This window comes from Paracoccus sp. R12_2, assembly GCF_017744015.1.
Lineage (GTDB): Bacteria > Pseudomonadota > Alphaproteobacteria > Rhodobacterales > Rhodobacteraceae > Paracoccus.
In genome coordinates, this window is record NZ_JAGHRA010000001.1 from 273913 (window position 1) to 286523 (window position 12611).

General features: G+C 65.8%; 14 protein-coding genes. 7 read left to right on the forward strand and 7 right to left on the reverse strand.

Annotated elements, in window-relative coordinates:
• Positions 1 to 582 (reverse strand): GNAT family N-acetyltransferase, encoded by a 582-nt coding sequence (locus J7359_RS01320; RefSeq protein ID WP_209054716.1) that lies wholly within the window; start codon positions 580 to 582, stop codon positions 1 to 3.
• A 152-nt stretch (positions 583 to 734) separates the two neighbouring features.
• Here J7359_RS01320 and J7359_RS01325 point away from each other — a divergent pair, with 152 nt between their 5' ends.
• Positions 735 to 1412 (forward strand): AzlC family ABC transporter permease, encoded by a 678-nt coding sequence (locus J7359_RS01325; protein WP_209054983.1) that lies wholly within the window; start codon positions 735 to 737, stop codon positions 1410 to 1412.
• Positions 1409 to 1744 carry an AzlD domain-containing protein gene (locus tag J7359_RS01330; protein WP_209054717.1) on the forward strand — a complete coding sequence of 112 codons (336 nt, stop codon included), beginning with the start codon at positions 1409 to 1411 and terminating at the stop codon, positions 1742 to 1744. Before J7359_RS01325 ends, J7359_RS01330 begins: the two co-directional genes overlap by 4 nt.
• On the opposite strand, the gene J7359_RS01335 is transcribed toward J7359_RS01330, so the two are convergent.
• Genes J7359_RS01335 through J7359_RS01350 form a run of 4 tightly spaced genes read right to left on the reverse strand, consistent with a single transcriptional unit; the run spans position 1729 to position 5281 of the window.
• On the reverse strand, positions 1729 to 2355 hold the full coding sequence (locus tag J7359_RS01335) for a hypothetical protein (protein WP_209054718.1): 627 nt from the start codon (positions 2353 to 2355) through the stop codon (positions 1729 to 1731). The genes J7359_RS01330 and J7359_RS01335 overlap by 16 nt on opposite strands.
• Before the next feature lie 21 nt (positions 2356 to 2376).
• Complete coding sequence (locus J7359_RS01340) at positions 2377 to 2511, reverse strand: aa3-type cytochrome c oxidase subunit IV (protein WP_209054719.1); 135 nt, start codon at positions 2509 to 2511, stop codon at positions 2377 to 2379.
• A gap of 53 nt (positions 2512 to 2564) precedes the next feature.
• Positions 2565 to 3587, reverse strand: coding sequence for an MBL fold metallo-hydrolase (locus tag J7359_RS01345; RefSeq protein WP_348524316.1), 1023 nt, complete (start codon positions 3585 to 3587; stop codon positions 2565 to 2567).
• Complete coding sequence (locus tag J7359_RS01350; RefSeq protein WP_209054720.1) at positions 3584 to 5281, reverse strand: acyl-CoA dehydrogenase; 1698 nt, start codon at positions 5279 to 5281, stop codon at positions 3584 to 3586. The genes J7359_RS01345 and J7359_RS01350 overlap by 4 nt, the downstream gene beginning before the upstream one ends.
• Before the next feature lie 113 nt (positions 5282 to 5394).
• Here J7359_RS01350 and J7359_RS01355 point away from each other — a divergent pair, with 113 nt between their 5' ends.
• Entirely contained in the window at positions 5395 to 6345 is a 951-nt protein-coding gene (locus J7359_RS01355) for an L-threonylcarbamoyladenylate synthase (protein WP_209054721.1), read from the forward strand.
• 99 nt (positions 6346 to 6444) lie between these two features.
• Here the strand turns inward: J7359_RS01355 and J7359_RS01360 are convergent, their stop codons facing one another.
• Positions 6445 to 7872: a Glu/Leu/Phe/Val dehydrogenase gene (locus J7359_RS01360; protein ID WP_209054722.1), complete on the reverse strand. Its 1428-nt coding sequence runs from the start codon at positions 7870 to 7872 to the stop codon at positions 6445 to 6447.
• A 294-nt stretch (positions 7873 to 8166) separates the two neighbouring features.
• Here J7359_RS01360 and J7359_RS01365 point away from each other — a divergent pair, with 294 nt between their 5' ends.
• From J7359_RS01365 to J7359_RS01380, 4 genes are all read left to right on the forward strand, one after another.
• Entirely contained in the window at positions 8167 to 8817 is a 651-nt protein-coding gene (locus J7359_RS01365) for a TetR/AcrR family transcriptional regulator (RefSeq protein ID WP_209054723.1), read from the forward strand.
• A 142-nt stretch (positions 8818 to 8959) separates the two neighbouring features.
• Positions 8960 to 9310: a hypothetical protein gene (locus tag J7359_RS01370; protein WP_209054724.1), complete on the forward strand. Its 351-nt coding sequence runs from the start codon at positions 8960 to 8962 to the stop codon at positions 9308 to 9310.
• Positions 9311 to 9315: 5 nt separating this feature from the next.
• On the forward strand, positions 9316 to 9600 hold the full coding sequence (locus J7359_RS01375) for an I78 family peptidase inhibitor (RefSeq protein WP_209054725.1): 285 nt from the start codon (positions 9316 to 9318) through the stop codon (positions 9598 to 9600).
• A 128-nt stretch (positions 9601 to 9728) separates the two neighbouring features.
• Positions 9729 to 10061, forward strand: coding sequence for a DUF2794 domain-containing protein (locus J7359_RS01380; protein ID WP_209054985.1), 333 nt, complete (start codon positions 9729 to 9731; stop codon positions 10059 to 10061).
• Positions 10062 to 10080: 19 nt separating this feature from the next.
• Here the strand turns inward: J7359_RS01380 and J7359_RS01385 are convergent, their stop codons facing one another.
• Positions 10081 to 12597 carry a DUF4175 domain-containing protein gene (locus J7359_RS01385; protein ID WP_348524321.1) on the reverse strand — a complete coding sequence of 839 codons (2517 nt, stop codon included), beginning with the start codon at positions 12595 to 12597 and terminating at the stop codon, positions 10081 to 10083.
• Between the last annotated feature and the right edge of the window lie 14 nt (positions 12598 to 12611).

A 12611-nucleotide genomic window follows, 5' to 3' on the forward strand; every position in this document is an offset into this window, starting at 1 on the left:
CTAACGGCCGCGTGCGGCTGTCACATCCCGGTCGCGGCGGCCAACCGTGCCGTCGAAACCGACATCAGGCAGATCATCGACCACCCGGCGCAGGATCGCCACCTGCCCCGTCCACGGCCACCCGAACCGTCCCTGCGCGACCGGCACGAATCCCATCGCCCGATAGAATTCCATTGCGCCGGAATTCTGGACCCGGACCTCGGCCCTCAGACCGGGATGACCTGCCGATGCCGCCCGGACCAGTGCTTGCCTGAGCAGCGCGCTGCCGATCCCTTGACGCGCATCGCGCACGACAATGCCGTCCACGACAAGATCCGCGGTCGCCGGGGCCGCGCGAAACGCGATCCGCGCCCCCAAAGGGGTTGCTGCGGGAAACCCGCCTTGTGCGTCGCGCAAGCCGATCACACCGGCGACACCGCCGGTATCGTCCAACGCAACCATCCCATGGCACGCACGAACCCTGGGGGGCGGGCCCCAGCCATGACCGGTTGCGCCCCACCACAGCCGGGCCGCCTGGGACAGTGCCGCGTCGGGCACGGGGCTGACGATCTGCAGCGGGTGGTCTTGTCTCTGATTGCGCATCGTGCAAGCAAGGTTGCCGCGAACCGTCGGAAAACAAAAGCGCCATGAGCCCCTCGCCCGCCCCCAGACCCAATCATCAGCAGGCTGCCGCCGACGATCCGGCAGTGGCGCGCGCCCTGACGCGCACACCCGCGCAGGCATTCCGGCACGGGATGATCCAGTCGGTGCCCCTGATGATCGTCGTGGTGCCCTTTGCATTGCTGTTCGGCATCGTCGCGCTGGAGGCGGGAATGGACATCGCGCAGGTGATGGGATTTTCGGTTCTGGTGCTGGCCGGGGCGTCGCAGTTCACCGCGGTTCAACTGTTGTCCGATCATGCGCCGGTCCTGATCGTCATCCTGTCCGGGTTGGCGGTCAATCTGCGCATGGCGATGTATTCGGCATCACTGGTCCCCTGGCTGCGCGAGGCGACAGGTTCTCAGAAGGCACTGATCGCCTATGCGCTGATCGATCAAAGCTATGCCCTGTCGATCCAGCATTATGAACGACATCCCCGGCTGTCGCTGCGGCAGCGACTTGCCTATTTCGCGGGCGTCGCTGTTGCGATGTGTGTGCCCTGGATCGTGGCATCCTGGGTCGGCGCAACGGTCGGCCAGGCGATCCCCGAGGGCATCGCGCTGGATTTCGCCATGCCGATCACCTTTCTGGCGATGATCGCCCCGATGCTGCGCACGGTTGCGCATCTGGCCGCGTGCTTTGTGGCGATCGTCGCGGCGCTGGCGCTGGCAGGGCTGCCATCGGGGCTGGGCCTGCTGATCGCAGCGCCACTGGGCATGGCCACCGGAGCCATCGTCGAAACATGGATGGAACGGAAGGGGGACGGGCGATGAACGGCGGCGTATCCGATCTGACCGTCTGGTTCGTCATCATCGTGCTGGGGATCGGCACGTTCCTGATCCGCTGGTCATTCCTGGGCGCGCTGGGGGACCGGCCGTTGCCCGGCTGGGTGCTGCGGATGCTGCGCTATACCCCGGTCGCGGTGCTGCCGGCGCTGGTCGCGCCGCTGGTCATGTGGCCCGAGGCGACGCAGGGCCAGCCGGACCCCGCGCGGCTGTCCGCCGCAGCCGCGACGCTGCTGGTCGGCGTGCTGAGCAAGAACGTGATCCTTGCCATCCTTGCGGGCGGCATCACGCTGTTCGGAATGCTCTACGTTCTGGGATAGCCCGTGATCGTTCCGTCCTTCTGTTTCAGAAGGACATCGTGATTGTTCGCCGGATCGCCGTCGCGATGCGATTTCGACACCACGCCGGGCAGGGTGCGGAACCAGTTGCGCAGCTTGATCGGGGAAAATCCGGTCGGGGCGTTCTCGAATCCCGGCAGGCCGCGCAGCACACTGCCGGTCTCGACGGCGCAGAAGCTTTTGTTGGCAGCGCCGTTTGCCTCGGCCCGTGCGATGGCCAGATCCGCGACTTCGCGGCTGACGGGAACGCGATCCTCGGCCACCCAATAGGTGCTGCGGGCGTGATAATCGATGTAGAAACGCTTGAAGTTGTCGGTGACCCCATACAGCACGTCATGGCGTTCGGGGATGCGCGGATGGTTCCAGCTGCCCGCCGGATCATAAACCACCCGCTGGCTGCCATTGATCATCAGCGCGGAATGCCCGCCCTCGCCGCGCGGAATGCCAATCACGGTGAACAGCGTGATCGATGGCGGCTCGTCACTGACAAATCGCGCGGCGCGCACGGCTTCGTCGCTTGCCCAGATGTTGTCGGCCCCGCACGCAGCCAGAACAGCCGGCAGCGACGCCGCCAGGAAGACGCGTCTTTTCATGTCATCAGATCCCGTTCGCGATCAGGCGTTCGTCAGCGCCATGAAGATCAGCGCCAGGATCGACAGCCCTGCCACCCAGCTTGCCAGCTTGATGAAGCCCGCAAAGGTCTTCCGGTGTTCGGTGATGTCCATCTTGCCATGCTCGTGATCGGCCATGCCTGTTCTCCGCGTTTGCCTGAGACGTGCGATACCCGAATCGGGCAGCGCTGTCACGCCCCCCACAGCACCGCGCCATCGCTTTCGCCGACCGCCCGGATCCGCCCCGCGCGGCGCAGGTGATTGATATGCGCAACCGCCTCGACCAGGGCCAGCCCGAACTCCATCGCCGCGATACGACGCTTGAACAGGATGTCGAAGCAGCCGACCGCGCTGCGCGGCGCCTGCGCCAACGCGTCCTCGATGCGCGCAAGGGCGCCATGATGATTGTCGGCCAGCTGACGCAACCTGTCGGGCAGTCCGGTGAAGGGCAGCTTGTGTCCCGGCAGGACCAGGTGGCGGTCTTCGGCCAGACGCGCCATGCGCGCGCAACTGGCCAGCCATTCCCCCACCGGATCGGCTTCTGGCTCGTTCGGATAGACGCCGAGATTGGGCGAGATCGAGGGCAGAAGCTGGTCCCCGCCGATCACCAGATCGTCGTCCAGAGACCACAATGTGACATGCCGCGGTGCATGCCCGTCGCCCATCGCCACCCGCCACCGACGACCGCCGATCCGCAATTCCTCGCCCTCGTGCAGCCTTTTGTATCCGGGCGGCAGCGGATGGACGACATCGGCGCTGTTATAGGGGCGTTCGGCGGCGCGTCTTTCCAGCAGATCCGCGGGCATTCCCGCGCGCCGCCAGAAATCCAGCGCCTGCGGGGTGGGCGTGTCCTGAATATCAAGTTGCAGCATCCGCGCCGTCAGCCACGCGGTCCGGCTCATCGCCAGTTCCGCGCCGTCGGTCTGCATGAACCAGCCAGCAAGTCCGATATGGTCGGGATGATGATGGGTGCCGATGACGCGAACGACCGGCAGCCCCCGCAACGGCCCCGACCGCAGGCGCTGCCAGATGGCGCGGGCGCGGCGCGTGTCAAAACCGGTATCCACGACGGTCCAGCCATCCGCTTCGCGCAGCGCGTAGACATTGACATGATCCAGCGCCATCGGCAGCGGCAGGCGCAACCACATCACGCCCGGCGCCACCTCGATGCCCTCGCCCTCGTCGGGCGGCGACTGGAACGGATAGTCGATCACCCGCCAAGCCCCCCGGCCAGCGACGCGTCGCTGATCGCGGTCAGATCGGCCAGTTCCGCGCGCGCCTCGGCAAGATTGGCGGCGTATCGCGGCAGCACCCGGGCAATGAAGACCCGCGCAAGCGCCAGTTGCGCCTCGTCCCCCTTGCGCGCCGCGCGCAGGTGGAAATGTCCGCCCAGCACCAGCGCGAAGGCCGTCAGATAGGGCACCGCACCCGCAAACCGCTGGTCCAGATCCCGCTTCAGCAGATCCTGTGTCGCTTCGCGCAGCGCCTCGGATGCCTGCCAGACGTCGTCGGCCAGTTCGGGGTGGTCGCCATGCGCGGCCTTGGCGCCATCCGACACCTCGTCCAGAAGCCGCATCGCCGCCTCGCCGCCGTCGGCCAGCTTGCGGCCGACCAGATCCATGGCCTGTATGCCGTTCGTGCCCTCGTAGATCGGGGTGATGCGAACGTCGCGCAGATATTGTGCCGCACCGGTTTCCTCGACATAGCCCATGCCGCCATGCACCTGCACGCCGGTATCGGCGACCCGGCAGCCCACATCTGTGCCATATGCCTTGGCGATCGGGGTCAGGAAGGCTGCGCGGGCGGCGCAATCACGATCGTCCGTCGCGCGCTCCATGTCGATGCTGGCGGCACAGGCCAGACAGATCGCGCGCGCCGCGAAGATCTCGGCCCGTGCCGTGGCCAGCATCCGGCGCACATCGGGATGCCCGATGATCGGCCCCATCTGGTTGCGATCCTGCGCATAGGCGACAGCCTGTTGCAGCGCCGCCTCGGCCACGCCGACACCCTGCACGCCGACGCCAAGCCGGGCGCAGTTCATCATCGTGAACATCGCGGCCATGCCCTTGTGTTCCTGCCCGATCAGCCATCCGGTCGCGCCGTCATAGCTCATCACGCAGGTCGGGCTGCCGTGAATGCCCATCTTTTCTTCCAGGCTGACGACCTTCAGGCTGTTGGCGACGCCGGGATTTCCATCCACGTCGGGAATGAATTTCGGGACCATGAACAGGCTGATGCCTTTGGTGCCCTTGCCCCCGTCAGGCAGCCGCGCAAGCACCGCGTGGCAGACATTCTCGGTCACATCGCTGTCGCCCCACGTGATGAAGATCTTCTGGCCGGTGATCGTGTAGGTGCCGTCGCCGTTGCGTTCCGCCTTCGTGGTCAGGGCACCGACATCGCTGCCTGCACCCGGCTCGGTCAGGTTCATGGTGCCCGACCATTCGCCGCTGGTCAGTTTCGGCAGATACAACGCCTTCAGCGAGTCGCTGGCATGATGCTCCAGCGCCTCGATCTGGCCCTGCGTCAGCAGCGGGTTCAGCTGCAGCGACAGGCAGGCGCCAGACATCATGTCGGCCACCGCCATGTTCAGGGATTGCGGCAGGCCCATGCCGCCATATTCCGGATCGGCGGCAAGGCCGATCCAGCCGCCTTCTGCGATCGCCCGGAACCCCGCATCAAAGCCGGGCGAAGACCGCAGCTTGCCATTCTCCAGCCGGGCCGGGGTCTGGTCGCCGGCGTGGTTCAGCGGCGCCAGAACGTTGCTGGCCAGTTTGCCGGCTTCGGTCAGGATGGCTGTCGTGGTTTCCGGGGTCGCCTCGGCGAATTTTTCGGTGCCGGCCACATCGGGAAAAGGCACGACATGTTTCAGGATGAATTCGATTTGCTCGACCGGCGCCGCATAGCTCATCTTGACCTCGCTCCCATGCGCCTTGGCAAAACCTGCTGGCGCGACTATCAGACTGTCTCGACCCGCATCTTAGGTTCACGCGGCCAAGTCTCAACCGAAACCCGGCGTCACGGATGAAGACCGAAAGACTGACCCCCGATCCCGACGGCATCGCGCGCGCGGCCGAATTGCTGGCCGCCGGTCAGACCGTCGCCATGCCGACCGAGACCGTCTACGGGCTTGCGGGCGATGCCCGCAATGGCCGCGCGGTCGCGCGCATCTTCGAGTCGAAGGGGCGTCCGGGCTTCAACCCGCTGATCGTGCATGTGCCCGACCTTGCGGCGGCGCGGGACATTGCAAGCTTCGGCGACGAGGCGCTGATCCTGGCGCAGACCTTCTGGCCCGGTGCGCTGACCCTGGTGCTGGACCTGCACGCGACATCTGACATCGCGCCGCTGGTCACGGCCGGTCTGGACACCGTGGGCATCCGCCTTCCCGATCATCCCGCCGCCCGCGCCTTGCTGAAGCGGTTCGGCGGCCCGCTGGCCGCGCCGTCGGCCAATGTCTCGGGGCGGGTCAGCCCGACCAGCGCCGATCATGTCCTTGACCCCGACGGCGGGCTGGCCGGACGGATCGCCGCAGTCCTGGACGCAGGCCCCTGCCCCGTCGGCGTGGAATCGACGATCGTCGGCTGGCCGAACGGCCGCGCCACATTGCTGCGCCCCGGCGGTATTCCCGCCGAAGCCATCGAGGCTGCAATCGGCCACAAGCTGATCGCGCCTTCCATCGATCCGGATCGCCCCAGTGCGCCGGGCCAGCTGACCAGCCACTATGCCCCGAACGTGGCGCTGAGGCTGAACGCCGCGGCGCCACGCCCGGACGAGACCTTCATCGCCTTCGGTGCGCCCGGACGCTTCAGCCTGTCCCAGCATGGCGACCTGACCGAAGCGGCGGCGAACCTGTTCGACACCTTGCGCCGCGCAGATCGCGAAGGTCGGCCGATCGCCGTCGCGCCGGTTCCGGAACACGGGCTGGGTGCGGCGATCAACGACCGCCTGCGCCGCGCGGCGGCGCCGCGCGACTGATCCCGACGGATCCGGCTGGAAGCGGAAAATGCCGAAGCCGGACCCATCGAAGGTCCGGCTTCGGCGGCGGAGGCAAGCCTCCGCCCGCTTGCGGCATCCCTACAGGCCCAGAGACCCGTAAACGTTCGAGATCCGGCGAATCGCGACCACGTAGGCCGCGGTCCGCATGTCGTCGACCCGCGGATTGGCCATCCAGACCTCTTTCATCTTGCCGAACGCCTCGCGCATGGTGTCGTCCAGACCCGACCGAACCAGATCCAGTTCGTCCGCGCCATGCAGGAAAGCTTCCTTGAAGCCCCTGGCCAGCTCGAAATTCGTGCCGGTATCGGCCGAGATCCGTTCCAGTTCCTCGATCAGCATCCGGGCACGCGCCTCTTCGTGGCGACGTTCAAGACGGCCAAGACTGATCTGCGACAGGTTCTTGACCCATTCGAAATAGGACACCGTCACACCGCCGGCGTTGGCATACATGTCGGGAATGATCACCACGCCCTTGCGCTTCAGGATGTCATCGGCATCCGCCGTCACCGGACCGTTGGCGGCCTCGATGATCAGCTTGCACTTGATCCGTTCGGCATTGTCCGAATGGATGACGCTTTCGACGGCGGCGGGGATCAGGATGTCGCATTCATCCTCGAGACGGGCCAGCCCTTCCTCGTGATAATCGCCACCCGCGAAGCCGCGCACCCCGCCCGTCGCGACGATGTGGCCGCGCAGCGCGTCGATATTGATGCCCTGCGGATTGGTGATCGCCCCGTCGCGTTCGATCACGCAGGTGATCAAGGACTTGTCCTCGGCCGACAGGAACTGCGCGGCATGATAGCCCACATTGCCCAGGCCCTGAACAATCACCCGCTTGCCGGCCAGGGTGCCTTCCAGCCCGGCCTTCTTCATCACGTCATCATGCCGGAAGAATTCGCGCAGCGCGTATTGCACGCCGCGGCCCGTGGCCTCGACCCGTCCGTCGATCCCGCCGGCCGTGCGGGGCTTGCCGGTCACGCAGGCCTTGGCGTTGATGTCATCGGGATGCAGACGTTTATATGCATCGGCCATCCACGCCATTTCCCGCTCGCCGGTGCCCATATCGGGTGCCGGCACGTTCTGCGACGGCGAAATCAGGTTGCGGCGCGACAGTTCATAGGTGAAACGGCGGGTGACCTTTTCAAGTTCGTCCTCGTTCCAGGCACGCGGATCGATGCACAGCCCGCCCTTGGATCCGCCGAACGGCACCTCGACCAGTGCGCATTTGAAGGTCATCAGCGAGGCCAGCGCCTCGACCTCGTCCTGGCTGACATCCAGAGAATAGCGGATGCCGCCCTTGACCGGCTCCATATGTTCGGAATGGACCGAGCGATAGCCGGTGAAGGTGTGGATCTCTCCGCGCAGCCGGACGCCGAAGCGGACCGTGTAGGTCGAGTTGCAGACCCGGATCTTTTCTTCCAGCCCGGGCGGCAGTTCCATCAACCCTGCCGCATGTGTGAACATTCGCTCGACCGAGCCCCGGAACGACTGGTTCGGGTTCGCCATTGCAGTCTCCTCGCCTTATACGTGGCGTTGATTCGCCACACCCCAAGGCGAAGCTAGGACAATTGTCGCAGATGATCCACGTTGCGTGGCTGTACAAGGAAGTGCATTTTCAGCAGTCGGACAGCCTGATCAACAGGCCTGCAGAAAGGGGAAAAACAACTTTCAGAACACCTACATACGCCTGCATTCATCAAGATTTTTGAAACCAAACCGCTCGTTTCGGCATTTTTATACAGGCGCGTCATTTTTCTAGGGGCGCGTTGCCGCATACTTTTGACTTACAGGGACATTTTAATGACCAAGAAACAAACACCGAACAAGGGACGCAAGTTTGAACAGGTGCGCGAAGGCGCGAAGTCAATTTTCCTGCGGGACGGGTATTGCGGGGCAAGCGTCGATGACATCGCCGCCGCCGCACGTGTTTCCAAGGCGACGCTTTACAGCTATTTCCCCGACAAGGCGTTGATGTATCGCGAGGTGCTGCATCACGAGATCGGCAGGCTGCGGGATGTCAGCCCCATCGACATTCCAGACGATGAGCCCGCGCCAGAGGCGCTGCAACGGATGGCGCATCAGATCGCCGCGTGGCTGGCATCGGACGACATCGTAAGGCTGCGTCGCGCCGGGACCGCCGAGGCCAATCGCTTTGGCGAGCAATCGCGACAGCTTCACGCGGTGCTTTCCGACGAACTGCGCGAAGCCGCGCGACGGCACCTGGATCGCTGGATCATGGCCGGCCACCTGACGATCGACGACAGTTCCATGGCCGCCGAACAACTGATCCGGCTGGCCGGTGCATTCGTGCAGGACCGTTCCCTTCTGACCCCTGCCGACCCTGCGAATGACGAGGCGATCCGTCAGGCTGGCGACGCCGCGGCGACCATGTTCATCGCCGCCTACGGCAATTGCACGAATAAGCCTGTCTCGCTTGCAGCGGCAAGCTGACATAGAAGGCGCCACGTCATCACGCGGTTGATGCAAACGTGATTCCGCGCTCGGGTTCTCAACCGGGCGCGGACGCCGTATGATATGGAGTCACAAACGATACAGCCTCGGACACACGAGGCAAACGAGGGACGCAGTCACCATGAGAAGAACAACCCTCCTGTCGCTGGCCGTGATCGGCACCGCCCTGGCAGGTTGCGCCCCGGCGCCCGCTCCGCTGCCGGCACCGGCACCAGTCACGGCACCGACGCCAGTGCCGCCTGCACCGGCCGAGGGCATCGCCGGGCTGGAAGAGCGCGAACCGGATCTGTGCCACGCCAAGGACTACGTCGCCAATCTGGGTCAGCCGGGCACGGTGATCCCGACGCTTGGCATCACCCGCGAATATCGCGTAGTCGAGTATCGCGGCATCGAGCCTCAGGAATACAATCCCCAGCGGATCGTGTTCCGGCTGGACGCCTCGGGCAATATCTACAACATCGATTGCGGATGACGATCATGCACAGAAATTCCTTCCTTGTCGGCCTGGCTGCGATCGCGGCTGTGGCCGCCTGCGAACCGGTGCCCCAGGAAGTCGCGGACCAGCCGGCCGAGGACAGCTGCGGCGCCGAAGGATATCAGGGCCTTCTTGGGCAACCGCGCGAGGTGGCGAACCAGATGACCTTCCCGGCCGGAACGCGGATCATCGGTCCTGAAGACGCAGTCACGGCGGATTTCCGGCCGGATCGGCTGAACATCGAATACGGCCGCACCGGACGGATCGACAAGATCAGCTGCTACTAGGCAGATCCGGACCGACTCGCGCCCCCGGCGCGTTCTGCACCGGACGGATGCCCTGACGGGCGCGGCATCCACCGCGCCCGTTTTTTTGCATTGCTTTGCGCAGGGGCCAATGTCACCATTCCGACATGATGAACGCCTCGACGCCCCTTCACGCCGACCCGGACCGAGTGGTGTTCGACCGGCGCGAACTGGGCGCGATCATGTCGGTTTACGGTCAGTTCGTCGCCGCGGGCGAATGGCGCGACTATGCGATGTCGTTCTTGCGTGACGTCGCGGTGTTCAGCGTGTTTCGCCGCGCGACCGAACATCCGCTGTACCGTATCGAGAAACGCCCAAGGCTGCGCGCGTCGCAGGGGGCCTATGCCGTGATCGGCATGGACGGACGCATCCTCAAGCGCGGACACGATCTGCCACAGGTGCTGAAGGTGCTTGAACGCAAGCTGATCCGCGCCGTCGACTGATCAGCCCGGGTGCCGCCGTTCAGAACCGCTCCAGCAACCGGTCCAGATAGTCACGCTCGTCCTGCGGACGGTCGCGCTGGCCGCTGCGCCGGCGGATCTCGTCCAGCAGGTCACGCGCGCGCTTGGCCGGGTCGATGCCTTCGGCCAGGGGGTCGCCCATGGTGATCATGTTGCCGTTGCCATCGGTCTGCCGACCCAGAGGATCCAGCATCGGGCGGCGATCGCTGCCCATCCCGTCCTGGGCGGTCTGGCCCTGCTCGCCGCCGGGCTGCTGGCCTTCCTGACCCTCTTGTCCCTGCTGCTGGCCGTCATCTGCCCGGCGCCGTTCCTCTTGGCCCATCATGTCCGACAAGGACCGCATGCCTTCGCGCATTGATTCGATCGCGTCGGCCTGACGCTGCAAGGCGCCGCCGGTATCACCGTCGCGCAGTGCCTGTTCGGCATCCTCCATCGCGCGGCCGGCCTCGTCCAGCTGCTGCCGCGCGCGGTCGCCCTGTTCGGAACCCTGCCCCGGCAGCATGCCGCGCTGCTGGCCCAGTTCTTCGCGCAATCCGCGCTGGCGTTCCGCCAGGTCGCCGGCGTTCTCGGAAGGCTGGCCCATCTGGCCCTGCCCGAACTGTTCCTGCATGTCACGGAACGCCTCGTCCGACAGGCGCTGCTGCTCGCGCAACGTGTCGGCCAGCCGGTTCATCTGCTGGTTGCCCTGGCTGCCCTGCTGGCCTTCCCCGCCCTGGCCCTGCGTGACCTGCAAATTCTCCATCATGCGGTTGAACTGTTCCAGCAATTGCTGGGCTTCGGCCATCCGGCCCTCGTTCATCAGGCGCTGAATCTCGTCCATCATCTGCTGAATCTGGTCGCCGGTGATGCTCTGGCCCTGCTGGTTCTCGGCAAAGCGGTCCGCTGGATCCTGCTGCCCCTGTTCGGCCAGCATGCTGGTATAGGCATCGGTGGCCTCTTTCAGCTCATCCATCAGGCGCTGGATTTCGTCGGGGCTGGCCCCGTTCCGGATCGCCTCGGACAGTTTTTCCTGCGCCTGTCTCATGCGTTCCAGCGCGTCCGACAGCCCGCCGTCTTCCAGCAGGATCGCGGCCTTCCACAGGGCTTCGGCCAGCTTGTCGCGCGCCTCTTCGGACAGTGCGCCCGACTCGAGTTGCCGGACGGCACCGCGCAGTTGCAGATACAGCGTCTGATCGATGAAGCCGTCGGGCTGCCATGTGATCGCGCGTAGGATCTCGGCGCTGCGGCGGGCATTCTGACGCGACCACAGCAGATCGCGCCGCATCTCGATCAGCGCTGCGGCGCGCGGCTCGAAGAAACGCCTGCCGGGCAGGACCGTGTCGAAAGGTTCGGATCGACCGGTCTGATCAATGCCGTCCACCGCCTCCAGCGTCAGCGTGACGGGAAGGTTCGCCCAAGGGTGGCGGGCCAGATCCTCGACAAGCTGACCGGTAACCTCGCGGCGGTCGCCACCACGTGGCAAGGGCAGGGTCAATTCGACGGGGTCGCGCGGCTCGGGCTGGGTCTTCAGGCCGAACTGCCGGTCCACCGAAGCCAGATCCAGCGTGATCCGCGCCTGCCCGGAGGTGATGCCGTTGTCATCTTCGGCCTCGAATTCCTGGACCATCCGACCGTCGGCGCGCCTTGTGGGCGCGGCACCTGCGCGGATCAGCGGCGGGCGGTCGGGCAGAACCGTGACCTCGAACAGCCTGTCTCCGACCTCGATCCGGCCCGACCGTTCGGCCCGAAATCCCGGTGCCTGCGGGTCGTCGCTGACCACGCCGCCAATGTCCTGCTCGACCGACGCCCCGTCGCCATAAAGACGAAATGTCACCGCGCTGCCCTTCGGCAGTTCCAGAATCTGCCCCTCGGCCAGTGCGTTCAGGTAGATTGTCGGGCGGCGCGTGTAGGCAGGCGGTTCGGCCCAACCCTCCCAGCTTGGCCCGGACGCGACACTCCCACCGGCCAGGGGCCGACCGACCGTCGCCGCGATAGCCTCGACACCCTTTCCCATCTGTGCCGCACCGCCGAAGATCAGCGCCATGACCAGTGCGACCAGCGATACCAGCCGCAGCGCGAACGGATCGCGCCGCGCAAGACCGGCATCGGGGCGGACAGCCCGCGCATCCCGGCTGCGCGCCTGCATCTGCGCCAGATGCGCGCGCCACAGCGCACCTTCGCCACCCAATGCCGCGTGATCGCCCAGGGCTGTCAGGGGCCTGCCCGGCAGCGTCCGGTCAAGCCGCTCGACGGCCTCGATCTCGCGCACCCTGCGATAGCGAAGCCCGCCCCGCACGGCCGTCGCGATCACCAGGATCAGCGCCAGCCCTGCCAGCCATGGCAGGGCCGCGGGCGGCACTGTCAGGACACCCCCAAGGGCAAATGCCGCGAATAAAAGACACAGCACCGCCCCCAGCGGCCAGAACGCCCGCGCGCCCCGTTCCCAGGTCATTCCCCAACGGGTCAGACGAAGCGCGCGCGTCAGACGCGTGTTCTTCCTTGTCCAAATACCCTCGTCGGGCCGGGGGCCGACAGCCACCGGCCGCGACGTCG

Bases quoted from the DNA above. Each gene is read 5' to 3' on its own strand.
- J7359_RS01370 (WP_209054724.1), top strand. From the start codon at position 8,960: ATGAGAAGAACAACCCTCCTGTCGCTGGCCGTGATCGGCACCGCCCTG.
- J7359_RS01380 (WP_209054985.1), top strand. From the start codon at position 9,729: ATGAACGCCTCGACGCCCCTTCACGCCGACCCGGACCGAGTGGTGTTC.
- J7359_RS01355 (WP_209054721.1), top strand. From the start codon at position 5,395: ATGAAGACCGAAAGACTGACCCCCGATCCCGACGGCATCGCGCGCGCG.
- J7359_RS01330 (WP_209054717.1), top strand. From the start codon at position 1,409: ATGAACGGCGGCGTATCCGATCTGACCGTCTGGTTCGTCATCATCGTG.
- J7359_RS01325 (WP_209054983.1), top strand. From the start codon at position 735: ATGATCCAGTCGGTGCCCCTGATGATCGTCGTGGTGCCCTTTGCATTG.
- J7359_RS01340 (WP_209054719.1), bottom strand. From the start codon at position 2,511: ATGGCCGATCACGAGCATGGCAAGATGGACATCACCGAACACCGGAAG.
- J7359_RS01335 (WP_209054718.1), bottom strand. From the start codon at position 2,355: ATGAAAAGACGCGTCTTCCTGGCGGCGTCGCTGCCGGCTGTTCTGGCT.
- J7359_RS01360 (WP_209054722.1), bottom strand. From the start codon at position 7,872: ATGGCGAACCCGAACCAGTCGTTCCGGGGCTCGGTCGAGCGAATGTTC.
- J7359_RS01320 (WP_209054716.1), bottom strand. From the start codon at position 582: ATGCGCAATCAGAGACAAGACCACCCGCTGCAGATCGTCAGCCCCGTG.
- J7359_RS01375 (WP_209054725.1), top strand. From the start codon at position 9,316: ATGCACAGAAATTCCTTCCTTGTCGGCCTGGCTGCGATCGCGGCTGTG.
- J7359_RS01365 (WP_209054723.1), top strand. From the start codon at position 8,167: ATGACCAAGAAACAAACACCGAACAAGGGACGCAAGTTTGAACAGGTG.
- J7359_RS01350 (WP_209054720.1), bottom strand. From the start codon at position 5,281: ATGAGCTATGCGGCGCCGGTCGAGCAAATCGAATTCATCCTGAAACAT.